Source organism: uncultured Maricaulis sp., assembly GCF_905480005.1.
GTDB lineage: Bacteria > Pseudomonadota > Alphaproteobacteria > Caulobacterales > Maricaulaceae > Maricaulis.
Window position 1 is genome coordinate 1 of sequence record NZ_CAJQOO010000133.1, and the last position, 23,661, is coordinate 23,661.

The 23,661-nt window shown below is 62.9% G+C and carries 20 protein-coding genes and 1 pseudogene; 9 read left to right on the top strand and 12 right to left on the bottom strand.

Annotated elements, in window-relative coordinates; all coding sequences use genetic code 11:
• Positions 1-348 (top strand): helix-turn-helix transcriptional regulator (locus tag QZ266_RS12215; protein WP_295695558.1); only part of this gene is annotated, 348 nt, incomplete at its 5' end.
• Positions 349-370: 22 nt separating this feature from the next.
• Here QZ266_RS12215 and QZ266_RS12220 read toward each other — a convergent pair.
• The 3 genes and pseudogenes from QZ266_RS12220 to QZ266_RS15345 form a co-directional block, all read right to left on the bottom strand.
• Positions 371-1,303 (bottom strand): S41 family peptidase, encoded by a 933-nt coding sequence (locus QZ266_RS12220; RefSeq protein WP_295695559.1) that lies wholly within the window; start codon positions 1,301-1,303, stop codon positions 371-373.
• Positions 1,290-1,793 (bottom strand): hypothetical protein, encoded by a 504-nt coding sequence (locus QZ266_RS12225; protein ID WP_295695561.1) that lies wholly within the window; start codon positions 1,791-1,793, stop codon positions 1,290-1,292. The genes QZ266_RS12220 and QZ266_RS12225 overlap by 14 nt, the downstream gene beginning before the upstream one ends.
• Before the next feature lie 126 nt (positions 1,794-1,919).
• Positions 1,920-2,027: pseudogene (locus QZ266_RS15345) on the bottom strand (hypothetical protein); the annotation flags it as partial.
• Here QZ266_RS15345 and QZ266_RS12235 point away from each other — a divergent pair.
• Positions 2,002-2,136 (top strand): hypothetical protein, encoded by a 135-nt coding sequence (locus QZ266_RS12235; RefSeq protein WP_295695565.1) that lies wholly within the window; start codon positions 2,002-2,004, stop codon positions 2,134-2,136. The pseudogene QZ266_RS15345 and the gene QZ266_RS12235 sit on opposite strands and share 26 nt — an antisense overlap.
• Before the next feature lie 402 nt (positions 2,137-2,538).
• On the opposite strand, the gene QZ266_RS12240 is transcribed toward QZ266_RS12235, so the two are convergent.
• The 4 genes from QZ266_RS12240 to putA all read right to left on the bottom strand — a co-directional run bounded on the left by QZ266_RS12240 (position 2,539) and on the right by putA (position 10,229).
• Positions 2,539-3,573: a ribonucleotide-diphosphate reductase subunit beta gene (locus tag QZ266_RS12240; RefSeq protein WP_295695567.1), complete on the bottom strand. Its 1,035-nt coding sequence runs from the start codon at positions 3,571-3,573 to the stop codon at positions 2,539-2,541.
• A gap of 229 nt (positions 3,574-3,802) precedes the next feature.
• Positions 3,803-4,630 carry a lipid A-modifier LpxR family protein gene (locus QZ266_RS12245; RefSeq protein WP_295695569.1) on the bottom strand — a complete coding sequence of 276 codons (828 nt, stop codon included), beginning with the start codon at positions 4,628-4,630 and terminating at the stop codon, positions 3,803-3,805.
• 284 nt (positions 4,631-4,914) lie between these two features.
• Positions 4,915-6,816 (bottom strand): ribonucleoside-diphosphate reductase subunit alpha, encoded by a 1,902-nt coding sequence (locus tag QZ266_RS12250; protein ID WP_295695570.1) that lies wholly within the window; start codon positions 6,814-6,816, stop codon positions 4,915-4,917.
• Positions 6,817-7,103: 287 nt separating this feature from the next.
• Complete coding sequence (gene putA / locus QZ266_RS12255) at positions 7,104-10,229, bottom strand: bifunctional proline dehydrogenase/L-glutamate gamma-semialdehyde dehydrogenase PutA (protein WP_295695572.1); 3,126 nt, start codon at positions 10,227-10,229, stop codon at positions 7,104-7,106.
• 474 nt (positions 10,230-10,703) lie between these two features.
• Between putA and QZ266_RS12260 the strand changes: the two genes are divergently transcribed.
• Complete coding sequence (locus QZ266_RS12260) at positions 10,704-11,822, top strand: glycosyltransferase family 1 protein (protein ID WP_366523998.1); 1,119 nt, start codon at positions 10,704-10,706, stop codon at positions 11,820-11,822.
• Between the two features lie 93 nt (positions 11,823-11,915).
• Here the strand turns inward: QZ266_RS12260 and QZ266_RS12265 are convergent, their stop codons facing one another.
• From QZ266_RS12265 to phnC, 4 genes are all read right to left on the bottom strand, one after another.
• Positions 11,916-12,971: a substrate-binding domain-containing protein gene (locus QZ266_RS12265; RefSeq protein ID WP_295695575.1), complete on the bottom strand. Its 1,056-nt coding sequence runs from the start codon at positions 12,969-12,971 to the stop codon at positions 11,916-11,918.
• 58 nt (positions 12,972-13,029) lie between these two features.
• Positions 13,030-14,229 (bottom strand): porin, encoded by a 1,200-nt coding sequence (locus QZ266_RS12270; protein ID WP_295695577.1) that lies wholly within the window; start codon positions 14,227-14,229, stop codon positions 13,030-13,032.
• A gap of 241 nt (positions 14,230-14,470) precedes the next feature.
• Entirely contained in the window at positions 14,471-16,510 is a 2,040-nt protein-coding gene (gene phnE / locus QZ266_RS12275) for a phosphonate ABC transporter, permease protein PhnE (protein WP_295695580.1), read from the bottom strand.
• A complete protein-coding gene (gene phnC / locus QZ266_RS12280; protein ID WP_295695581.1) occupies positions 16,510-17,304 on the bottom strand; it encodes a phosphonate ABC transporter ATP-binding protein in 795 nt (264 codons plus the stop codon). The genes phnE and phnC overlap by 1 nt, the downstream gene beginning before the upstream one ends.
• A 68-nt stretch (positions 17,305-17,372) precedes the next feature.
• On the opposite strand from phnC, the gene QZ266_RS12285 reads away from it, so the two are divergent.
• From QZ266_RS12285 to QZ266_RS12295, 3 genes are all read left to right on the top strand, one after another.
• Positions 17,373-17,855: an A24 family peptidase gene (locus QZ266_RS12285; RefSeq protein ID WP_295695583.1), complete on the top strand. Its 483-nt coding sequence runs from the start codon at positions 17,373-17,375 to the stop codon at positions 17,853-17,855.
• A 156-nt stretch (positions 17,856-18,011) separates the two neighbouring features.
• Positions 18,012-19,265, top strand: coding sequence for a type III PLP-dependent enzyme (locus QZ266_RS12290; RefSeq protein ID WP_295695585.1), 1,254 nt, complete (start codon positions 18,012-18,014; stop codon positions 19,263-19,265).
• A gap of 10 nt (positions 19,266-19,275) precedes the next feature.
• The gene (locus QZ266_RS12295; protein WP_295695586.1) at positions 19,276-20,322 is read left to right on the top strand and encodes a deoxyhypusine synthase; all 1,047 of its coding nucleotides are present in this window, start codon (positions 19,276-19,278) and stop codon (positions 20,320-20,322) included.
• Between the two features lie 140 nt (positions 20,323-20,462).
• Here QZ266_RS12295 and QZ266_RS12300 read toward each other — a convergent pair whose 3' ends face one another.
• Complete coding sequence (locus QZ266_RS12300; RefSeq protein WP_295695588.1) at positions 20,463-21,152, bottom strand: hypothetical protein; 690 nt, start codon at positions 21,150-21,152, stop codon at positions 20,463-20,465.
• A gap of 412 nt (positions 21,153-21,564) precedes the next feature.
• On the opposite strand from QZ266_RS12300, the gene QZ266_RS12305 reads away from it, so the two are divergent.
• From QZ266_RS12305 to QZ266_RS12315, 3 genes are all read left to right on the top strand, one after another.
• The gene (locus QZ266_RS12305; RefSeq protein WP_295695590.1) at positions 21,565-21,900 is read left to right on the top strand and encodes a GIY-YIG nuclease family protein; all 336 of its coding nucleotides are present in this window, start codon (positions 21,565-21,567) and stop codon (positions 21,898-21,900) included.
• Between the two features lie 922 nt (positions 21,901-22,822).
• Positions 22,823-23,131 carry a hypothetical protein gene (locus QZ266_RS12310; protein ID WP_295695591.1) on the top strand — a complete coding sequence of 103 codons (309 nt, stop codon included), beginning with the start codon at positions 22,823-22,825 and terminating at the stop codon, positions 23,129-23,131.
• 110 nt (positions 23,132-23,241) lie between these two features.
• Positions 23,242-23,661: MarC family protein (locus QZ266_RS12315; RefSeq protein ID WP_295695593.1), on the top strand; the 420-nt coding region annotated here is incomplete at its 3' end.

Here is a 23,661-nt window from a genome sequence, read left to right on the forward strand (position 1 = left end):
CACGCCGACCGCATCGCCGCGCGGATCGAGGCAGCGATGGCCGGGGATGCGCTTTATCTCGACGCCAACCTGTCCCTGCCAAAGCTGGCCAAGGCGATCGCGGTGCCCGCCAATCTGGTGTCACAAGTGCTCAACCAGACGCTGGACACCACTTTCTTCGATTACGTCAACCGGTGCCGGATCGAGGCATCCCTGCCCCACATTCTCGCCGGCAAGGCGACCGTCCTGACCATCGCGCTCGATGTCGGCTTCAATAGTCGCTCGACCTTCTATACCGCCTTCAAGAACGTAACCGGCCAAACCCCGCGCCAGTGGCGCGCCGGTCACGATGAGACCAGCGCCGGCTGAGCCACCGGGGCGCCCTGACGGGTCAGCGTTCTGCCAGCCAGGTCAGGGCCGCATCAAGGGCGTCTGCGCTGTCGGCCGGAAGGTCCGGCTCGATGCCCTCGGCTTCCCAGCCATCTCCTGTGCGCGGGTCAAAGGTCCGACCAACCGGGACAAACAGCGTGAAGTCGGGCGACAAACGCTCAATACCGCCGAAATGCCCGCCACCGCCCGTGCGTTCACCCACGGTGAGAACGCGATCGGTGACCTTCAGGCCGAATGTAAAACTCTCGGCCGCCGAGAAAGTCTGCCCATTGGTGAGCACCAGGACCGGGCGGTCCAGATAGCGCTCGCCGGGCACGTCCTCATAGGTCCAGCGCTCGCGGACGGGCTGTCCGCGCATCTCGGTATTGGTGAGATGGGTGAGGTCGGCGAACAGATAGGTCGAGAGGTGACGGACGATGTGGGGCCCGCCGCCGCAATTATTGCGCAGGTCAAGGATGAGGGCGTCTGCTCCGGCCAGGGCAGCAAAAGCGGCGTCGATGCCCGCCACATAGCTGTCATCCCCCCGGAAGCTGGGGACGCTCATATAGCCGGTATTGTCGGCCAGGATTTCATGCTCGACCGCGCCGCTCGCGCAGGCGGAACGACGGCGTGGCTGCTCGCTCGGGGTCTCGGCCACCACTTCCGGATCATGGAGGACGCGCAGATGGGCATCCTGGACCATCGCGTGGAAGTCGGCGGTGACCGCACGGGCAAAGGCGTCGCGGTCGGCGATATGGGCATAGCGGTCCGGGTCTTCACGCAGGAAAGCCGCCAGCGCCTGCGCCCGGTCCTCATAGATATAATTCGGCTCGAGCAAATCGGCGGCCGCTTCAAGCACGCCCTCCTGCCAGGCCGGGGCGGTCGGCGTTTGAGCGCAGGCGGTCGTGGACACAAGGGTCAGGGAGGCGGCGACAGCAAAACTAGTCCAGTTCATCGGGTCTATCCTTTTCGGCAAGGTCGAGGCGATCGAGCAGGCTGCGCTGACGCAGCGAGGCCTGCAGGGTCTGGCTGATGGCGACGAGGTCGACCCCCGCCTCCGCACACAGATCGTCATGGGCGCGGCTGAGCGCGGCGTGGAGACGGCGCACGCGCGCCGCTTCCAACCGCCCCGCTTCGGTCAAGGCGAGGAGGCGGACGCGCCGGTCTGCCCGGGAGACCTGCTCCTCGATCAGGCCCAGATTTTTGAGGGTTTTGGCAAAATCGATGATGACCGGATGGGACAGGCCAAGCCGCTCGGCGACCCGCATCACGCCGATCGGTCCCTCCGCGTCCAGCAAGAGCAGTGTGGAGCAGCAGCGATGCGAAATGGACAGGCCGAACTTCACCGACACCGCCCCCACATCCGCCAACAGCGCATCCATCAACCGCCGCACATGGTGCGGCAGGACAGCCGTTCCGAGCTGGTCAACAAAATCGTCGGTCATGCGAACCCCTGAATACGTAGGAGCCTACGTAAATGGAGGAGGCCAATGAAATCAAATGACAAATCGGGAAGGTATTGGACGGATTGGGTGGGGAGGAGCGAGCGGGAAAGAGGGCGCGCTCACCGCCTCCATGGCAATCATCGAGATGAAGGACATGCCGATGGCCGTCTTGAACGCCGTGGCAAGGGCCATCTGGCGGGCCAGGATAGTGGTTTCCAGGGCGATCGAGGCCAAGCAACGCCAGCTCGCCGCCCTGCGCGACGAACTCGCCCATCTGGTGGGCGCCTGCCAGGGCAATGACCGCCCCGACTGCCCGATCATGGACCGGCTGGAGGCGGAATAGCGGAGGGCTGGGCCAGCCCCGCTACCACCCAATTACCGTCATCCCACGGTCGCGGCATCGCCGCGATCCGGGGGACCTCAACCATCGATCTGACGGGATAGCAAAGGTCCCCCGGATGCCTGCTTCGCAGCCACCGGGGGATGACGGGTAAATGGTGGAGGTAGAGGCGCACGCAGCGCATGTCCCGCCATCAACCACTTGCCGGGAGTTCGCCGTATCCGGATCTTCAGCTCAAGGGTGAAACCGCGAAGCGGCGGCTGCGCCGCCCTTGACCTGAAGATCCGGATACGGCCCGCTGGCTGACAAGAGGTTTATGGATGGGTAGGCGCGTGGGCGCCCCAATAGAAAAAAAGCCCCCGGCATCTGCCGAGGGCTCTCTGATAGTATCCGGCGAGCGACGAATTACTCCGCAGGCTCTTCCGCCGTTTCCGTCTTCATCTTGTCGAACATGCCCCACACGCCTTCATCGCCGTGCCAGTCGCCCTTGGTGGCGCCCTTGGAGTATTCGGTGGCTCTCGCCTCGAAGAAGTTGGCGTGCTCGACGCCGTTGAGGATTTCCGCGAGCCACGGCAGCGGGTGTTCCTTGACGCCATAGATCTTGGGCAGGCCGAGCTGGCCGAGGCGCCAGTCGGCGATGTAGCGGATATAGCGCTTGATATCGTCCGGCGTCATGCCTTCAACGTCACCGGCCTCGAAGGCCAGATCGATGAATTTGTCTTCCAGACCGACCACGGTGCGGCAGCACTCGGTGATGTCGTCCTTGACCTCCTGGGTCAGGGCCCCGGTCTCCTCGGCGAAGGCGTGGAAGAGCTTGATCATGCCCTCACAGTGCAGGCTTTCGTCACGGATCGACCAGGTCACGATCTGGCCCATCCCCTTCATCTTGTTGAAACGCGGGAAATTCATCAGCATCGCAAAGGAGGCGAACAGTTGCAGGCCTTCGGTGAAGGCCCCGAACATCGCCACGGTGCGCAGGATGTCGGCTTCGTCCTCGACGCCGAAACGCTGCATGTAGTCGTGCTTGTCGGCCATGGCCTGGTATTCCATGAAGGCCGAGAATTCGCTGTCCGGCATGCCGATCGTCTCCAGCAGGAGCGCGTAGGCGGCAATGTGGATCGTCTCCATGTTGGAGAAGGAGGCCAGCATCATCTTCACCTCGGTCGGGCGGAAGACACGGCTGTAGCGCTCCATGTAATTGTCATTCACCTCGACATCGGACTGGGTGAAGAAGCGGAAGATCTGGGTCAGCAGATTGCGTTCGCCATCATTGAGCTTGGTCGCCCAATCCTTGCAGTCCTCGCCGAGCGGGACTTCTTCCGGCATCCAGTGAACCTGCTGCTGCTTCTTCCAGAAGTCATAGGCCCAGGGATAGCGGAAGGGTTTGTAGGAATGAGACGTCGTCAGGAGGCCCGGCAGGTTCTCGGTGGCGGTGGTCATGGTTTCAGCTCTCCTGCTTGGCGCTGGCAGCCCATGTGGCGCGCGCCCGAATCAATGCGACAAACACAACATATTGTGTTCGTGGTTTCCAAAACGTCTACAGATTGATCAGGCTTGGCTGATCGCGACTGTGGAAACTGCCCGATTCTTGAAGCGATGGGCAGACTTGGCGACATCACGATTTCTGTCGAATTCGATTACGCCAGCCGGCCGGGCGCCGGGCCAATGCCTACCAGCGCAAATTCACCGTGACAGCACCGAATTCCTCGGCCTCGTCGAATGTGCGGACTCCCGCAACATGGCGGTATTCGCGGCGGACCCAGGCCAGGGAGAGATCGGCATCGCCCATGCGCATGGCAATGCCGGCCTGGGCATCCCCGACCACTTCGCGCTGGGTCAGATACATGGCGTTCTGGAAATCGACCCCGGAGCCGGGGTCATAGAGCAGGGTCCGGCGATCCGCCCCGGCGAACACATACCAGGCCGGGCTCTCGGTCAGGCGATTGTCGAGATACTGACCGACCCGGACCTCGGCACCGGCACCGGCGGCCGACCCGTCCGGTCCGACACTGACAGCCGCGCGCGGGGTGAAGCTGACATCCAGCTCCTGCCCGGCCCCGGCAGTCTCAAAGGCACGCTCATAGGCGACGGCAATTGTCGCGTCACGCTCGCCCCGCTCGAGCACGACCGGAGAATAGCCATCGGCGCGCGCCGCAAACATTTGCTGGACACGGTCCGGACGGTCATCCTCAAGCAAGGCCACTTCAATCACCCCGGCATCGCCAAGATCGATCCGGCTGCCGCCGGTGGGAGTCAGGCCGACGAGCGGATTGCCGCTGAACGGATCATCCTCAAGGGCAAGGGCCGACAGCGCGACCCGGGCAGCCTCCGGTGACAGGGGGCGCACATCGCCGCCCTGCGTCATCGGTTCCCGGATCATGTGAGATGACGATATCCAGGCCGATTCCGCCTCACCCGGCTGAACCAGCACCCATGAGACACCGCCGAGCGCAATCACCCCGGCGGTCATGACTTCTGCGGCACGTCCCAAACTCATCACGCGTCTCCCTTGCGTGATACAGAGCAAACAAGAGGCGTTCACGCACACTGATTCACCCCAGACGCGAAAAGGTTAACGGCGCGCGCTGACCGGGTCCAGACCAAAGACTGGCTGCAGGGCGAAATTGCGGGTTCCGGTCAGGTCCAAACACGCTGGCCTGAACACGCTGGCCCGACCAAGCAGGCCCGAACAGGCAGGCTCAAACAAAAAGGGGCGCCTTGCCGCGCCCCTTTTCTGCCGACCGCTCCCCCTCGGACTGGTCGGCTTTGTCCTGATGCCGCCTATTGGCAGGCGAGGCATTCCTCGTAATCGGTCGGCGCGGCCTCTGCCATCGAGGCCTCGGCATCCGACTTTTTCTCGGAACCGGCATAAGCCGCCCGCTGGATCGATTTGGACCGGCAATAATAGAGCGACTTCACGCCCTTCTCCCAGGCCGACCAATGCAGCATGTGGAGATCCCATTTATTGACATCGCCCGGCAGGAAGATGTTGAGCGACTGCGACTGGCACACATAGGGCGTGCGATCGGCGGCGTGCTCGATCACCCAGCGCTGGTCGATTTCGAAGGCGGTGCGGAAAGTCGCCTTCTCGTGCTCGTCGAGACAATCGAGATGCTGGACGGAGCCTTCGGCTTCCAGGATTGACGCCCACATGCCCGGCGTATTGAGGCCCTTGGCGTCCAGGACGGCTTCCAGTTGCGGATTCTTGACCGTGGTCGAACCGGACAGCGTCTTGTGGGTATAGACATTGGCCGGGATCGGCTCGATGCCGGCAGACACGCCGCCACAGATGATTGAAATCGAGGCCGTCGGTGCAATCGCCAGCTTGTGCGAGAAGCGGGCCTTCACGCCGGAGGCTTCGGCATCCGGGCAGGCGCCGCGCTCTTCGGCCAGCTTCACCGAGGCCGCGTCGGCAGCGGTGCGGATGTGCTTGAACAGCTTGAGGTTCCACGACTTGGCCATGGCGCTCTCGAACGGCGCATTCATCTGTTGCAACAGGGTGTGCATGCCCATCAGGCCGAGACCGACAGATCGTTCCTGGATGGCCGAATAGACGGCGCGGTCCATCTCTGCCGGCGCGCGGTCGATGAAGTCCTGCAGCACATTGTCGAGGAAGCGGTAGATGTCCTCGATGAAATCGGGATCGTCCTTCCAATCCATGTATTTCGCTGCATTGAGCGAAGACAGGCAGCAGACCGCGGTGCGCTCCTGGCCGTTCTGGTCGAACCCGGTCGGCAGCATGATCTCGGCGCACAGATTGGACTGGCGGACCTTGAGACCCAGCTTGCGCTGGTGGGCCGGCAGGGCACGGTTCACGGTGTCGGAATAGATGATGTAGGGCTCGCCGGTCTGCAGGCGCAGCTCGATGATTTTCTGCCACAGCTTGCGGGCATTGACCGTTTTGACCACATCGCCCGACTTCGGCGATTTCAGCTCGAACTCGGCATCATCGCGAACGGCTTCCATGAAGGCGTCAGAGATATTGAGGCCGTGATGCAGGTTGAGGGACTTGCGGTTGAAGTCGCCGGACGGTTTGCGGATTTCGAGGAATTCCTCGATCTCCGGGTGATGGATGTCGAGATAGACGGCCGCCGAACCACGGCGCAGCGAACCCTGGGAAATCGCCAGGGTCAGGCTGTCCATCACACGGATGAAGGGAATGATGCCCGAGGTCTGCCCGATCTCGCCGATCTTCTCGCCGATGGAACGGACATCGCCCCAATAGGTGCCGATACCGCCGCCATTGGAGGCGAGCCAGACATTTTCGGTCCAGGTGCCGACGATATCGTCGAGGCTGTCGCCGACCGAATTCAGGAAGCAGGAAATCGGCAGGCCGCGATCCGCGCCACCATTGGACAGGACCGGCGTGGCCGGCATGAACCACAGGCGGGAGATATAATCATAAAGACGCTGGGCGTGCTCGGTATTGTCGGCATAGGCGGTCGCCACGCGGGCGAACATGTCCTGATAGCTTTCACCCGGCAGGAGATAGCGATCTTCCAGCGTCTTCTTGCCGAATTCGGTCAGCAGCGCATCGCGCGACCGGTCGATCTTGACGCTCTCGACCACGCGCAGGTGCGTGGCATCGCCCTTGGCCGTTTTGGGTTTGCCGCGACGGGTCGTCGAAACCGTTTGCTGGGCCGATTCCAGTGTCGTGTTCGCGGCTGTATCCAATGGCGTCATGGTTAGTCTACTCCCCAAGCCCGAGGCAAAAATATCCTGTTGCGCCAGCCCCAATGCGGCGCACCGAACAAACCCAAAAGGTCTTCTGAAACTCTGTATAGTGTGTCGCTGTCGCCAGCCGACCCAACATATAGTGGCTCAAAGCCGGGGCGCTGGTCAACGGGGAGAATGATCCTTGAGCGGATTTTTTGGTTAACAGACCGCTAATAAGAAATGCACCCCGTCACACATCGTTAACGGGGCGCATCTCCGCGTCAATCAAGGATTAACAGCCGTTAACCCTGCCTCTAGTCGAGGTTCAGCAATTCCGGGTCGCCGCCCTGGGCTGCGATATTGACCGACACCGTCCGCTCCCCGGCGAAGCGGTGCAGATAGTGCGGGCCGCCAGCCTTGGGACCCGTGCCAGACAAGCCCTCCCCGCCGAATGGCTGGACCCCGACAACGGCTCCGACCATGTTCCGGTTGACGTAGATATTGCCCGCCGGAACCAGCGACTGAATTTGCCTGTGGAAAGATGACAGCCGCGAATGAACACCCAGGGTGAGACCATATCCCTTGGCCGCCAGCTCGGACGCAATCGCTGACAATTCCTTCCGCTTGTAACGCACAACGTGAAGAATCGGCCCGAACACTTCCCGCTCGAGCAGGTCGAGCGAGGGCAGCTCCACCAGGGTGGGTCCGAAGAAGAATCCGCTGTCGAATTTATCGCCGACATCGATCTGCTTGATCACCCGGGCGCCGGCTTCCATGCGCTCGACATGGCGCAACAGGATCTCGCGCGCCTCATTGTCGATGACCGGTCCGACATCGGTCGCCGGATCGGACGGGTCGCCAACCTGGAGCTCGTCCATGCCACCGGCCAGGCCCTCGATGATCTCGTCCGCCGTGTCTTCCGGCAGGAATATCACCCGCAAGGCCGAACAGCGCTGACCGGCCGACCCGAAGGCCGACTGGAGGGCGTCATCAATGACCTGTTCCTTGAGTGCCGTCGTGTCCACGAACATGCCGTTGAGACCGCCGGTCTCTGCGATCAGGGGCGCGATCGCGGTTTCGCGGGCCGCCAGTGAGCGGTTGATCAGGCGGGCAACTTCGGTCGAGCCGGTAAAGGCCACGCCGGCGGTCCGCGGATCCGTGGTCAGGGCCGCGCCGACAATCTCGCCACGCCCCGGCAGGAGATGAAGCACATCCGTCGGCAGACCGGCCTTGTGGAACATCTTCACCGCCTCGAAGGCGATCAACGGGGTCTGCTCGGCCGGCTTGGCCAGAACGGTATTGCCGGCCGCCAGGGCGGCGGCAATCTGTCCGGCGAAGATGGCCAGCGGGAAATTCCACGGGCTGATGGTGACGAAGACGCCCCGCCCCTTCATGCCGAGATGATTGGTCTCGCCCGCCGGACCCGGCAGGCGCACGGCGCCATCGAACTCGCGCTCGGCCTGGGCAGCATAATAGCGACAGAAGTCGACAGCTTCGCGCACTTCCGCAATCCCGTCGGCCAGGGTCTTGCCGGCCTCGATCGCCATGATCGCCAGCAAGCGGTCCATGTCCGCTTCCATGGCGTCTGCCATGGCGCGCAGGACGGCACCGCGTGCCTTGCCCCCGCGAGCATCCCAGCCCGGCTGGGCGGCAACCGCGCTGTCGAAGGACGTGTTCACATCATCAACCGAGGCATCCACCACCGCGCCGACCTGACGCGACATGTCGACCGGCGACATGACCTGGTGCGCTGCGCCATCGACTTCGTGACCGGCGATCAGGGGCGTCGCCATGAGCTGGTCTTCACGATTGAAGGCCTCGAAGGATCGCGCCAGGCGTTCACGGGCAGCGGCCTGGGCCAGGTCCAGCCCGACCGAATTGTCACGCTCTTCGCCATAGAGGTCTCTGGGCAGGGCGATCTTCGGGTGACGGTCAATCGTCTCCGCCGCCTCAAATGGACCACTGGCAACCTGCTCCACCGGAATCTCCGGATCGAGGAAGGAGTGCACGAACGAGGTATTGGCCCCGTTCTCCAGAAGGCGTCGCACGAGATAGGGCAGCAGGTCTTCATGGCTGCCGACCGGTGCATAAACCCGGACCGGCGTGTCCGGATTGAGCGCGGCATCGGCCGCATAGAGGGCTTCGCCCATGCCGTGCAGACGCTGGAATTCATAGCGCTCGACGCCCGCCTGCCGGGCAAGTTCCCGGACCGCGGCCAGCGAGTGCGCATTATGTGTGGCGAACTGTCCGTAGATGGCGTCCGGCGCACCCAGCATGGTGCGGGCGCAAACGAGGAAGTTCAGGTCGGTCGCCGGCTTGGTCGTCCAGACCGGGAAATCCGGCCAGCCATTCTGGTGCGCGAACTTGATCTCGCTGTCCCAATAGGCGCCCTTGACCAGCCGGACCATGAAACGCCGGTCCGTCGCCCGGCCCAGCTCGACCAGTCGCTCGAGGACATGCCGGGCGCGCTTCTGATAGGCCTGCACGGCGAGGCCCAGACCGTTCCAGCCCGCCAGTTCCGGGGCGCGGGCCAGCTTGTCGAGGAGTTTCAGCGACAATACGAGGCGGTCGGATTCCTCGGCGTCGAGGCAATAGCTGATATTATGAGCCTTGGCCGCCCTGGCCTGCTCGAGGACCAGCGGGTAGAGCTCTTCAAGGATCCGCTTTTCCTTCACCGCGAGGTATTTCGGGTGCAGGGCAGACAGCTTGGCCGAAACCCCATGCACGAGCTCGACGGCACCATCCTTGCGGGCCTTGCCGACGGCGTCGATCGCCTCGAGATAGCGCGTGTGATAGCGCGCAGCGTCCTTGGCCGTGCGAGCCCCCTCGCCCAGCATGTCGAAGGAACACAGCTCGCCCTCGCCCTTTTTCGCGCGCTTGAGGCCTTCCTTGATCGTGCGGCCGAGAACGAATTCCTCACCCATGATCCCCATGGCGCGGAAGACCGCAGCCCGGATCACCGGCTCGCCCATTTTCTGGGTCAGCTTGCGCAGATAGGTGCCGGGGCTTTTGCGGGCCTCCGGTTCCACATCAATGATACTGCCGGTCAGCATCAGGCCGAGCGTCGAGGCATTGACCAGCCAGCTCTCGGACCGCCCCATATGCTCGGACCAGGCGCCATCGGAAATCTTTTCCGCGATGAGTTTGTCGGCCGTCTGGGCGTCCGGGACGCGCAGCAGCGCCTCGGCCAGACACATCAGCGCCAGGCCTTCGCGATTGGAGAGGGAAAATTCCTGCAGGAAACTGTCCATGAGCCCACGCGCCTTGGTGGTCTCGCGGGCGGCTGTCACCAGCGCGATCGCCGCCTCGCGGACACGCGCCTGCGCCGCATCATCAAGACCGGTCGCTCCCGCCAATTCGCGGACCGCCGCCGTCTCATCGGCAAACTTCGCCGAATCGAGATCATCCCATCGCATCATGTCACGGGCCTGGACATTCATCGCAGAAACTCCCTATTCGGCAAATGAACAGCGCGGACAATGTCTTGGTGTTTTGGTGCGCGCAAGCAAAGTCTTCCGTTGTCTTGAGCTGGCGTTCACACCCCTTGCTTGGACCAAACAGGGAACGCCCTTCGACTTCGACCCAATCATTGCAAAAGCGCCGATGCAAGCCCGCCCTGATCACAAATTTCTTGCCCGGCAACCGGGTCCCGGCGCGCAAGTCTCCCAGCGAAGCGGCACTGCTTTTTTGCAGCCAGCGGAGCCAACCGCTTTTGCTGCTTCAAGCCGGGCCAATCGCCAGTATGCTGGAGGCTGACATTATGAGCCTGCTCGGCTACACGCGCAGGTCCGAGACTTCCACTGCCGGCGCCGTGTGCGCCCGACCCGATACAGGATGCCATGACCGACGCAACCGAGACTCCGTCCGACGCCCCCGAGACCGACGCCGATACGGACGCCGATATGGACGCCGATATGGACGCCGATACCGGCACCGATCAGGGCGAAGAGCGGCCGCAACGCATCATGCTGGTGACCGACGCCTGGGAGCCGCAGGTCAATGGCGTCGTGCGGACCCTGTCGCGCACGGTCGCGGAATGCCGCGCCATGGGGCATCAGGTTGAAGTCATCCATCCCGGACTGGGTTACAAGACGTTCCCGCTGCCGACCTATCCGGAAATCAAGCTGGCGCTCGGCGCCCGCGGCGATATCGCGCGCCGCTTCAAGGAATTCGAACCGGAAGCCATCCACATCGCCACGGAAGGCCCGCTGGGCATGGCGGCGCGGCGCATCTGCGTGAAGTGGAAACTCCCCTTCACGACGAGCTACCACACGAAATTCCCTGAATATGTCCACGCCCGCATCCCGCTCATCCCGACCGCGGCCGGCTATGCTTTCATGCGATGGTTCCATAATGCCTCGGGCCGGATGATGGTGACGACCCCGTCCATGCGTGATGACCTCGCCGAACGCGGCTTCAAGAATCTCACGGCCTGGGCGCGCGGCGTCGATATCGAGATGTTCAACCCGAACAAGCGCCTTGTCGGTGGCGAGGACGTTTATGCGGGGCTGGAGCGGCCCATTTTCGTCAATGTCGGACGGATTGCGGTCGAGAAGAATATCGAGACCTTCCTGAAGCTCGACCTGCCGGGCACCAAGGTCGTCGTCGGCGACGGGCCCCAGAAGGCGGAATTGCAGGAGAAATATCCGGACGCGGTCTTCCCGGGCTCGAAATTCGGTGACGAATTGGCGCGCTGGTTCGCCGATGCCGATGTCTTCGTCTTCCCCAGCTGGACCGACACATTCGGCCTGGTCAATCTGGAAGCCATGGGCTGTGGCACACCGGTCGCCGCCTTCCCCGCACACGGACCGAAAGACATCATTCCGGGCTCGGGCGGCGGCTTCATCAATGACGACCTTCGACAGGCCTGCCTTGATTGCCTCGAGATTGATCGCGCCGCGCCGCGCGCCCACGCCGAGAAGCATTCCTGGCATCAGTGCGCCGTCGATTTTGTGGAAAATCTCAAACCGCATCCCAAGCCGGAACGCCGCCGCTTCTGGCGCCGCCTGCGCAAGCGCAAGACGCTTTACTAACCATCGATTTTTCGGCTCCTGCGCACACAAAGAAAAGCGGGGACGGCCTGATGGCCATCCCCGCATTCAGTCGCGTCTGAAAGCTGACAGACCTTATTCCGGTGACTGCGTCATCGCGGACAGGTTGACGGAGGCCTCACGCATGGCGGCGCGGTCGGCATCCGGCAGCGGGATCAGGCCGCGGTCGGTGAGATAGCCGAACTCGCCCCAGGAATCATCGGAGGTGAACTCTTCGATATATTCCACCAGGCCCGGGATGATCGCTGCGTGCTGGTTCTTCACATAGAAGAAGAGCGAGCGCGAAACCGGGTAGCTGCCATCAGCGATATTCTCGAATTCCGGAGCAACACCGTCGATATTCACGGCGGAGATACGGTCGGAATTCTGATCCAGGAAGGAGAAGCCGAAGACACCGAAGGCGGTCGGCGTGTTCACCAGGGTCTGGACGATGGCATTGTCGTTCTCGCCGGCATCGATCCAGGCACCATCCTCACGGATACGGCTGGCGATCTGCTCGAAGCGATCACGATCCGTGTCACGCAGCTCGTCCATGCAGGCGATGTGGCGTGCGCCGTCCTGCAGGGCCAGCTCGACAAAGGCGTCGCGCGTACCGGAGGTCGGCGGCGGTCCGAAAACCTCGATCCGCTGACGCGGCAGCGACGGATCGATATCGGACCAACGCTCATTCGGGTTGGGAATGAAGCTGGAGCAGCTGTCATCAGCCGGGACTTCAGCCGCGAGGGCGAGCCAGACCTGGTCGAGCGTCATGTCGATGTCAGCGGCACCGCGGTCCGCAGCGCCGAGAACGATACCGTCGAAACCGATCCGGACTTCGGTGATCTCGCGCACACCATTTTCCCGGCAACGCTCATATTCCGAACCGCGCATGCGGCGCGAGGCATTGACGATGTCGGGATGCTCGGTGCCGACGCCCGAGCAGAACAGGCGCAGCCCGCCACCCGAACCGGTCGACTCAACCACCGGGGTCGAGAAGCTGGTCTTGGCGCCGAAGCTTTCGGCAACTGCCGTCGAGAACGGGAAGACCGTCGAGGAGCCGACGATACGGATCTGGTCGCGCTGCTGCGCCTCGGCGCCTCCGGCGATAGCCACAACCGCGAGGGCGGCGGCGAGTTGAGCGTGGAGTTTCATGTCTTCAATTCCTTGCCACTAAACGATGCGGGCGCCGTCAGGCCTGACCCGCGTTTCATCAGAAATCCCATTGCAGTCGGAGTTGTGCGCCCGACACGTCGGTGTCAGCGGCCCCGGGAACGGACAGCGTACCATCAACGAGATTGGCCATGACGCGAACATGGTCTTCCAGATACCAGTTCACGCCGAAGGTGAGATTGGTCAGCTCGCCAGCCGCGACGCTGTCCAGATCGGCCCGGTCGAAGCGAACCGCGACTTCCCAGGCCCCGAGCCCGCCTTCCGACAAGGTCGTTGCCGGACGCGTGCGACCGAATTTGCCGGAGCTGGCGGAGTAGCTCCGCGTCTCGCCGGTCAGGAACCAGCCGAGATTGACATATTGCGCATTGAAGTCGGGGTCGCCGGCCGGACCATCGAGGGTCTGGTTCATCCACTCGGCTTCGACATGGAAAGCGCCGTTCACGGCGGCAAACTCAAGGCCCCAGAAGAAGGATGTGTCGGCCTCACCAAGCGGGCGGCCCGGGCGGAAATCAGCGGTGACGATCCGGTCGGTAATATGGGTTTGCGGGCGAACACGGATGCGGGTGCCGGCATCGCCATAATCCATGTGGCGGACCGAGGCACCGAGATGGACGGTCGCGTCATTGACGGCGAAGGTCCGGGTCGCGCGGGCCGAAATGGCCGAGCTGTCATCAAGCTCCAGAGACTGGGACAAATCGCCCGGACGACCGCCATAGACGCCGGCGCTGAGCGAATAATTATCGCCACCACGCGCCAGCGTGACACCAACGCGACGATCGAGCCCGAACAGGTCGGTGCCAAGGCCGCGTTCCATGAAGGTGATATAACGCGAGGAGGTCTGCTCCTCGAGCGAATTGGTCGTCTTCATGTGGCCGAGCTTCAGGTCAAAGGCATCGGCATCGAAGGTCAGATAGACGTCATTGGCGCCAATGGCTTCATTGATCCAGTCGAACTCGGCGACGTAGCGGACGCCCCGAAAACTGCCGGTCACGCCCAGCCGCGCCGTCCGGATTTCGCTGTCGTCATAATCCGTGGTGACGCCATTCGAGCTGAACTCGACATCGCCATAATCCAGAAAAACCCGGCCGCGGAAGGTGAAGCTGTCGCCGCTGTCCGGATTGGACCAGGACGGGACCCCATCGAAGTCCCAGCCGCCCGATTCCTGGGCAGAGGCGGTGGCCGCGGTGATAAGGGCAGTGCTGGCAGCCAAGACGGTGCTCGCAAGAAGATGTCGGGTCACGATGACGTTCCTGATCTCGTCGGGACGCCACTCTGATCTGCTGCGGTATAGGCAGAATGTGTCAAAGAGGCGTCGGTTGAATGAAGCTTTTGCTACGGTTTCGATGTTTCGCGAAAATTCGTACTTCGACTCGATGACGGATTTACAACAGGGAGATGACACGTTTGTTGCAATTCTTCGCAGGCACAAAAAAAGCCCGGAACGCGAGCGCTCCGGGCTTTCTTCGATTATCCCCGTAAAGTCAGGTCAGTCGCTTGCGCAGCAATTGAGACATCATGTCGATCAGGCTGACCGCGATGACGATGACCAGGACGATCGCAGCCGTGCGCTGGTAGTCGAAGGCCCGGACCGCTTCGAACAGGATCTGTCCGATACCGCCCGCGCCAATCAGGCCGAGCACGGTCGCCGAGCGGGCATTCGACTCGAACCGGTAAAGGCCGAACGAGGTCCACAGCGGCGCGACCTGCGGGATAACTGCCCAGATCACTTCATGGATGGGTCGCGCGCCGGTCGCCCGCACGCCCTCGACCGGGCCATGGTCGATCGACTCGACCGCCTCGGAGAAGAGTTTGGCGAGCACCCCGGTCGTATGAAAGGCCAGGGCCATCACACCCGCCAGCGGCCCCAGGCCCACGGCCGCAATGAAGACCAGCGCGATGATCAGCTCATTGATCGAACGGCATACATCCATCATCCGCCTGACCGGCTGGACAACCCAGCCCGGCGCCACATTGCGGGCACTGAGCAGACCGAATGGAATGGCCGAGACCACGGCAATGAACGTGCCCCAGATGGCGATCTGCACGGTCACCACCATTTGCGGGATGGCTTCTTCCAACCCGTGTGACAGGGCTTGCCAATAGCTCGCCCGGGACGCGCTGTCTGCGATGTCATCGGGCAGGAAGCCGCCGATGAACTCGCCCATGTCGCCGGCATTCTCGACCAGGAGATAGGCCCGGTCCATATCCGCGGAATCAAAGCTCCAGACCAGGACGACAATCGTGCCCGCCGCGATCACCGAATTGGCGACACGTTCCATCAGCGGCACTTTTGGCCCCGGGCCGCGCGGCGCAGAGGCCCACAGCAGGACGACCATGCCGCCCACCGCAACGATCAGCAGCACGCCGCCCATGATCCAGTTCGGACCCTCGGCTTCAGGCTGGGGCTGATCGGCCGCCTCATTGGTGATCTGTTCGAAGGAATTGCCCTGGCTGGTCAGACCGGTATTGCCGGCTTCCACCTCGGCCAGGCGCGTCTCCAGCTCGGCGATCCGCGTGCTGCGTTCCTCATCGGTCAGGTCCGGATCATTGCGGACATTGGTGAGATCGCGAACGATCTCCAGCTGCACGATCGGGTCGAGATGCGCGTTGGAGGCCGGCAGGAAGGTGCCGAAATAGAGCGGGTCCAGGATGGCCCGCGCCTCGGCGACTTCCTCGGCAGTGCCCATACGGCCGTAATTCATGAAGAAGTATTGCAGGCGCTGCTTGGCTTCGACATCGAGATCGGCGCGCCAGACAATCGGGTCCGTGCCGATCATCGGGGAGCGCCAGATTTCGCGCAGGCGCGCATGCATGTCCGGGCGCGAGCGCTCGAGCAGGATCATGTTGGTGGTATTGTTGGTGCCGACATCGATCAGGTCATTGGCCACCGCGACCGCATTGGCCTCGTGATTGGCATTGCGGACCGAGTTGTAGCACTCGTTCGGATCGATCCCGCGCGGCGCAAAAATGAAGGCCGACGGCACCAGATAACCCGAGGTCGAATTGGGGTCGCCCATGCCGAAATCGAGGCTCTGGTCACAGGTCAGGATATCGTCAACCGTCCGGATCGGGCTGTCATTCGGGACGAGAAGGACCGAGTGATAGCCTTCCGATCCGTCCGGATAGGTCGCCTTGGCGAAGACTTCACCCCCGGCACGGCGCACGGCCTGCAGGCCGGAGAAGTTGGAGAACCAGGCGAACTGCACGCTGTCATAGCGCATGGCCTGGATCACGCCGGCATAGTCAGAGGCGTAGTAAGGCTGGATGTCATAGCCGGTCCATTCGGACATGGCATCGATAAAGGGCCGCCAATTGACCTCCTGGGTCGAGGAGGACTCGGTGGCGATGATGCCGAAATTCAGCACGCGACGCTCTTCGCCCGGCGCCGCGGCATTGCTGGCAGCACCGGTCGAGGAACGCGGCTGGTCCGCCGAGCCGGAACAGGCGGTCAGGGTCAGGGCGGCGAGCAGGAGGCAGACCTTCGCAAGGCTGCGAATAGGTTGGGTCAGGACGGGTCTCATCACGCGTCTCCCCCTTCGAAGGCGGTTTCGAATTCGGGGCCGTAAATCTCGATCAACTTGTCTCGCTTCAGCTCGCTGGCCGGTCCGTCATAGACGATACGGCCCTTGTTGAGCGCCACGATGCGGTCACAGAAGCGCTGGGCATAATCAACCTGGTGCAGGGTCACCACCACGGTCAGCTTGTCGTCCAGATTGAGCTCACGCAGCGTCTCCATCACCTTGCGGGCCGAAACCGGATCGAGCGAGGCAATCGGTTCATCGGCCAGCAGGACTTCGGCACCCTGGACCAGGGCCCGGGCAATCGCACCGCGCTGCTGCTGGCCGCCGGACAGATTGGAGGCCCGGCGCGCCGCGAAACTCTCGACACCGACGCGGGTCAGTGCGTCCATGGCCGTCTGCTTGACCTCATTGGGGAAGAGGCCCAACACGCCGCGCCAGGTCGGCATGCGACCGAGCGCGCCGACCAGCACGTTCTGGAACAGGGACAGGCGACCGACCAGATTGAACTGCTGGAAGATGAAGCCGAGCTTGATCCGGTTGCGCTGAACCCCGTTGGACAGCTTGCCATTCTGCTGCATGGTCCGGCCCATCACCGAAACCGGCCCGCTGGTCGCGTCGGCAACCTGCAGGGCTGCGGCGACGCGCAGGAGGGTGGACTTGCCGGATCCGGACGGACCGATCAGCGCGACCATTTCACCTGGTTTGACATCCAGGCTCACATCGTCGAGCGCCTTCGTCTCACCGAATGTCATCCGGACATTTTCAGCGTGGAGCGCCAGCGCGGCGTCTGTCATTGTGTCTATCCCTTGTTGAGCCCCGATCTTGTGGCTCATGCGTATTACACTTTTGTGACAGGACGGGAATGATTCACATTCAGCTGGCAACAACCGGGTTGATCGCCTGTCTCGCGGGCCTCGCCTGGATCGACGCGCGCAGCATGCGCCTCCCCGACATCCTGACCCTGCCATTGATCGTCGCCGGTGTCCTCCTCAACGTCCTTGTTCTCGGCACACCCTGGGCATCACTCGTCGGTGCGGCCCTGGGTTATGGCAGCTTCGTCGCGATAGAAATCGGCTATCGGCAATTGCGGGGCCGGGACGGGCTGGGGCGCGGCGATGCCAAATTGATGGCCGCTGCCGGTGCCTGGTGCGGAGGCTGGTTGCTGCCCCTGATCATCCTGATCGGCTCGGTAACCGCCCTGGCTTTCATGCTGACGCGCGCGATGATCCGGGGCAAGACGCTGGACTCGACTCAGGCTTTCCCCTTCGGCCCCTGGCTGGCCCTGGGCTTCCTGGCGGGCTGGATTTACCGGGCCTATGGTCCGGGTCTCTACGTCGCATTCTGACGGGCTGCCCGGACACGGGTGACGACCGTTCGGCGCCAAAATTCGCTCGCCGCAAATTTCCTGCTTTACAGGCCCGAAAATTGACTTTAATCGCGCTTTTCCCGGCGGAGGTGACGATGCCGGATTGGGTTAACAACGAGCAGGGGGTCACGTGAATTGCACACGTACCATACTCCCCTGGACCTGGTCCGTTCGCGGCACGTAGAAAATCCGGTCGTCTGTGTACGTCCGGACCGCGTTGCCGAAGCAGGACGCTGGTTCCAGGATAACTTCCCGGGCGAAGTCCTCTACGCTGTCAAAGCCAACCCGGCGCCCTGGATCCTCCAGGCGCTGCACAAGGCGGGCACACGTTTCTACGACGTCGCCTCGATCCCGGAAATCCAGCTTGTCGCCGAGCACTGCCCCGGCAGTCGCATGGCCTTCCTGCATCCGGTCAAGAGCCGCGAGGCCATCCGCCGTGCCTATTATGAATTCGGCGTGCGGATATTTGCGCTCGATTGCGAAGCCGAGCTGAGCAAGATCCTCGAGGAAACCAATCACGCGGATGATGTCACGCTGATCGTGCGTCTGGCCGTGTCCAATGACGGGGCGATGTTCTCGCTCGCCGGCAAGTTCGGCGTGCCCGCCTATGAGGCCGCCGAGCTGATCCGAAAGGCCCGCGCCCATGCGTTCGAGCTGGGTGTGAGCTTCCATGTCGGGTCGCAATGCATGCAGCCCTCGGCCTATCGCTCGGCCATGCTGGAAGCCTCGCGCCTGATCGTTCAGGCCGGTGTCACGGTCGACATTGTCGATGTCGGCGGCGGCTTCCCCTCCATCTATCCGGGCATGACCCCGCCGCCCATGGACGACTACATCGCGGCCATCGAGGACGCCTTCGAGGAGATGATGGTGCTCGAGAATGCCGATCTGTGGTGCGAACCCGGCCGGGTCCTGGTGGCCGAGGCCGAGTCGGTCCTGGCCCGGGTCGAGCTGCGCAAGGGCGATGCCCTCTATCTCAATGACGGGGCCTATGGCCGCCTGTTCGACGCGGCGCACGCCAAATGGCCCTTCCCGGTCCGGCTGCATCGCCCCCGGACCAGCGGGCCGCGCGACGAGGCCGGCGAGCAGACCGCGTCTTTCCGCTTCTTCGGTCCGACCTGTGACAGCCTTGATGCCATTCCCGGACCGTTCGAACTGCCGGCCGATATCCGCGAAAGCGATGTCATCGAGATCGGCATGCTCGGCGCCTATGGCACGGCCCTGGCCACCGACTTCAACGGCTTCGGGGCCGTCGAATGGGTCGTGGTTGAGGACAAGCCCTGGCCATCCATGTTCGAGGCCCAGTCCGACCTGGCTGAAGATGACGACGCCAAGGTCATCAGTTTCGCCCGCGCCCGCCGGCGCCGTCCGCGCCTGAAACGGCGAGCTTGAGGAGACAGACATGAGCGATACATCCAACCGCAAGGCCGAGCTTCTGGCCCATCCGGTCGAGCATATCGACATCACCGCCTTTGACGGCCGCCCCATGATCGACGCCTGGGAGAAGATGTCCTTCACCTCGCGTGATGCCGCCCGCGCGGCGCGCATCCTGCAGCAGGCGGTCGCCGATCCGGACTGCTCGGTCATCCTGACCCTCGCCGGTTCGACCTCTGCCGGTGGCTGCATGCATGTGTGGCGAGACATGGTGCGCAACAACATGGTCGATGCCATCGTCTCGACCGGTGCCTCCATTGTCGACATGGACTTCTTCGAAGCGCTCGGCTTCAAGCATTACCAGGCCCGCGAGATCCCGGACGACCGCGAATTGCGCGACCTGTATATCGACCGCATCTACGACACCTATATCGACGAGGAAGAGCTGCAGGCCTGCGACGCCGCCACACTCGAAATCGCCGACCTTCTGGAACCCGGCCCCCGCTCCTCGCGCTCCTATATCAAGGCGATGGGCAAATGGCTGGCCGATGGCAATGCCAAGAAGCAAGGCTCGCTCGTCCAGGAATGCTATGAGCAGGGCGTGCCGATCTTCTGCCCGGCCTTTTCGGACTGTTCTGCCGGTTTTGGTCTCGTCAAGCACCAGGTCGAGCGAATGAAGGCCAAACAGCCCTATCTCTCGATCGACAGCGTCGCCGACTTCCGCGAACTCACCGACATCAAGATCAAGGCCGGCAAGACGGGCCTCTTCATGGTCGGTGGCGGTGTGCCGAAGAACTTCGCCCAGGACACAGTCGTCTGCGCCGAAATCCTCGGCGTCGAAGTCCCCATGCACGCCTATGCCGTCCAGATCACCGTCGCCGACGTCCGCGACGGCGCCTGCTCCTCCTCCACGCTCAAGGAAGCCTGCTCCTGGGGCAAGGTCGACGTCGCCCTGGAACAGATGGTGTTCGCCGAGGCGTCTACCGTGGCGCCGGTTATTGCGTCAGACGTCTACCACCGCCGCGACTGGGAAAAGCGCCCGCGTCACCGGTATGGGGACATGTTCGAGGACTAAACGCCTGGTTCCGCGTCAAAGAAAAAGCCCTGGCGGGGATGCCGGGGCTTTTTTGTTGCTCGAACTTCCGGTGTCATCCCGGGCGAATGACCTGCGTCCGGGATGACAAAGAGATGGGGATCGGGATTGGCATGACCTGTTCACACTGGATAGTCCAATCCATCCTGGCCGATTCGTTCAAACTCAACTCGCCCGTCATCGACATAACGCACTTGGAAAACAAGACTGTAGCCTTCCGGTCCAAGTGCCCAAAAAACAGCGGCCCGGCGAGCCTTCAGACCAGCGAGCTTCTTGAATGCATTTCGCGTCTTGTCTGCGCTGGGAGGCTCTGCGGCCGCCGGATCGGCGCCATAAGCCATCATGGCTTCCATCATCACGTCAATTTCTCGCCGACTTTTCTTGACTTCGCCCGCGATGAATTCGTCGGTGTCGTCGGGCAGTTTTGCCACCAGATCAAAAGCCCAGTCGATAGACTGGGTACCAATTTGCTCAACCGGCCAGCGATGGTCATGATGCAATCGTGATAGACCACCAAAGGTGATGATTGGCTCAAGCCAAAGCGTGTAGGGGCGAGGCGAATAGATTTTCTGACCCTCCCAGAACAACTGCTCGGTCACGTGACTGCCCGGGGCTGTGCAAGCGCCGGGCGATTTACGCACAACCAAGCCCGCATCCCACGCCTGCAGGAAATAGCGCGCGTCGTGCTGCCCGAGCTTGAGTGACGCTTCCCTGAAGCCTTCCGGCACACAATTGCGCTTCTCAATCCGACAAAAGTCAGGGATCAATTGCTCGCGAAGCAAGGTCTCGAACCTGGCTGCCCAGTCAGTCATAGCGATAGGTTAGGCGACTAAAGCGCAACGCGCCAAGTACAATCCGCCCGACCGAGGCCGCGCCAACAAATTGCGGGCCCGGTAGAAACGCCCCCCATAAACCCCATACCAGCCATCCAGCCGCATCCGGGTTTCCAGCTCAAGGGTGGAACCGCGGCGCGGCGCCTTTGGCGCCCTTGACCTGGGGCTACGGCGTTCGCCCGGCAATGGAATGACGGTCCGGTGCGCGCCGATGGGCGCGCTCACCCGAAACGACACCACCGTCATCCCACGGTGACCGCGAAGCGGGCATCCGGGGGACCTGCGCTTCCCCGTCGACGGATTGGCTGAGGTCCCCCGGATCGCGGCCTTGCCGCGACCGTGGAATGACGGTTAGTTGAGAGCGTTTGCCGAATATGCAATTATAAATAGCATGAAGGACCGGGAAGGCACGATTGCCGTTTACATGATGGCGAACCGTTTTGACGGGGTGATCTATACCGGTGTCACCGCCCACCTTCTTTGGCGTATCCGACAGCACAAGGACGGGACTGCCTCGAAATTCACCCGGCGGTACCGGTGCACCAGCCTGGTCTGGTGGGAGCCGCATGGCGTGATCGTAGAGGCCATTCACCGCGAGAAGCGGATCAAGAAATGGCCGCGCCAGTGGAAGGTCAATCTGATCGAGGCTCGCAACCCGCACTGGTTGGACTTGTGGGACGCGCTGTGGGCCGTACCGCCAAACCCGGAGCTCGATCTGGGGCGCTGAAAAGTGATGCTCACCCCAATCTCTCCGTCATCCCACGGTGACCGCGAAGCGGGCATCCGGGGGACCTGTGCTTCCCCGTCGACGGATTGGCTGAGGTCCCCCGGATCCCGGCTTTGCCGCGACCGTGGGATGACGGTGGGTTGGGGGGCTGGGGTTGAGGAGTGGGCGGCAGAGGCCGGAACGCTGCGCGCTGACGCGCTTCGGGACCTCTCCCCGGTCGGGGAGAGGCAGGTTATCCCCGCTGTGACCCCCTTCCTTCTCCCTGGGGAGAAGGTGCGTGTAGCGCGGATGAGGGGGGAATTTCCTGCGACCACCGGGATTTACCCCTCACCCTGACCCTCTCCCTTAGGAGAGGGAAAGCGTGTTTTTTCACAAACCTTATCCCCACCCCTTTGACCCCACCGCATACTCACCCCGTTCCCACGTCACCTGAGGCCCGGACTGGTTATCCGGGGGTGTGGGGAGGACGGAGCTCGTCCGGTTGGGTGGAGTTGACCATCACCTGACCCGGCGTGGCCATCGGTTGGACGGCAGCACAAAGCTCGACTGCCTCTCCCAGCCGGTTTCGAGACGGGACCCGCAAGGGGACCGAGTAAATCTCCGTGTGCGAGGTGCCCCCGGCGCCACCCATACACACTCACATAGCAAGGCTCCGGAACGGCACCTCGCACCCCTCTACTGCCCAAACCGCCAGGCCTTCACGCCATGGCGCGGTGGGGCTTGTCATCCACCTGTTCCATCCATGAAAGGACCTGCCATGTCACGTCGCCTCCCCTGCCAACACCGTCGGAATTCCGGCTTGGCGCATCCGCGCCTCCGACCGGCCGGGGAGGCGCCCGACGCGGGCCTCCGTGACGGTGCGACGACCGGGCGCCGATGCCTCGGCGCGGCCGCGGTGGCGCTCAATTCCGGAGATGACGTGGTGGCGCAGAAGCTGCTCGGCCTGGCCAGGGAGTTCATCGGCCAGGCCCGCGCCGATGTCGCGCTGGCGCGCGAACAATTGCGGCTGACAGCGGAAAATGAGGTCGCCGCGCGTGATGCTGAGGTCGCTTGGTACAAGGCGGCCGGAATGTCGGTCGAGGAGATCGAGCTTGACCTGCAGATCCGCGAGGATGCCGAACGCATACGCCGGGCGCGTGAGGCCGGCCATCCCGAGCCCGAGCCGCGCTGGCCGGAGAGTTGGGAGCTGGTGGAGGGTGGCCGCGACGCCAGACCGGGCGGTGAGCGGTGATCGTCCCGGCCTTCGTTTTTGCATACCGAACCTGCTTTTCCATGCGTCAGATTTTTCGTGACGTCCCGGCCAGTCCCGGTTATGCGGGCGACTGAAACAGGAATATCGCCATGCTTGAGCTTTTCACCTCCGCCCTCGTCACATTCTTTGTGGCCATCGACCCACCCGGTGTCGCGCCGATCTTTGCGTCGCTGACCAATGGCGCGCCGAATGCGCACAAGCGGGCCATGGCCATCAAGTCTGTCGTGATCGCGACCGGCGTCCTGCTCGGCTTTGCGCTGGGCGGCGGCTGGCTGCTCAATGCGATGCATATCAGCCTCGACGCCTTCCGCATCGCCGGCGGCGTGCTCTTGTTCCTGATGGCGCTGGAAATGATCTTCGAGAAGCGCACCGAGCGCCGCGAAGGCCGGGCCGATGCGATCATGGACGAGAATGATGCCCATCCCGAGACCTGGGAGGACATCTCGGTCTTCCCGATGGCCATCCCGATGCTGGCCGGCCCCGGTGCGATCGCGACGGTCATGCTCTAC

Excerpts from the sequence above, each read along its gene's own strand:
- QZ266_RS12220 (WP_295695559.1), bottom strand. The coding sequence starts at position 1,303 with ATGAACTGGACTAGTTTTGCTGTCGCCGCCTCCCTGACCCTTGTGTCC.
- QZ266_RS12225 (WP_295695561.1), bottom strand. The coding sequence starts at position 1,793 with ATGACCGACGATTTTGTTGACCAGCTCGGAACGGCTGTCCTGCCGCAC.
- QZ266_RS12240 (WP_295695567.1), bottom strand. The coding sequence starts at position 3,573 with ATGACCACCGCCACCGAGAACCTGCCGGGCCTCCTGACGACGTCTCAT.
- QZ266_RS12245 (WP_295695569.1), bottom strand. The coding sequence starts at position 4,630 with ATGAGTTTGGGACGTGCCGCAGAAGTCATGACCGCCGGGGTGATTGCG.
- QZ266_RS12250 (WP_295695570.1), bottom strand. The coding sequence starts at position 6,816 with ATGACGCCATTGGATACAGCCGCGAACACGACACTGGAATCGGCCCAG.
- putA (WP_295695572.1), bottom strand. The coding sequence starts at position 10,229 with ATGAATGTCCAGGCCCGTGACATGATGCGATGGGATGATCTCGATTCG.
- QZ266_RS12260 (WP_366523998.1), top strand. The coding sequence starts at position 10,704 with ATGGACGCCGATACCGGCACCGATCAGGGCGAAGAGCGGCCGCAACGC.
- QZ266_RS12265 (WP_295695575.1), bottom strand. The coding sequence starts at position 12,971 with ATGAAACTCCACGCTCAACTCGCCGCCGCCCTCGCGGTTGTGGCTATC.
- phnE (WP_295695580.1), bottom strand. The coding sequence starts at position 16,510 with ATGAGACCCGTCCTGACCCAACCTATTCGCAGCCTTGCGAAGGTCTGC.
- phnC (WP_295695581.1), bottom strand. The coding sequence starts at position 17,304 with ATGACAGACGCCGCGCTGGCGCTCCACGCTGAAAATGTCCGGATGACA.
- QZ266_RS12285 (WP_295695583.1), top strand. The coding sequence starts at position 17,373 with ATGATTCACATTCAGCTGGCAACAACCGGGTTGATCGCCTGTCTCGCG.
- QZ266_RS12295 (WP_295695586.1), top strand. The coding sequence starts at position 19,276 with ATGAGCGATACATCCAACCGCAAGGCCGAGCTTCTGGCCCATCCGGTC.
- QZ266_RS12300 (WP_295695588.1), bottom strand. The coding sequence starts at position 21,152 with ATGACTGACTGGGCAGCCAGGTTCGAGACCTTGCTTCGCGAGCAATTG.
- QZ266_RS12305 (WP_295695590.1), top strand. The coding sequence starts at position 21,565 with ATGAAGGACCGGGAAGGCACGATTGCCGTTTACATGATGGCGAACCGT.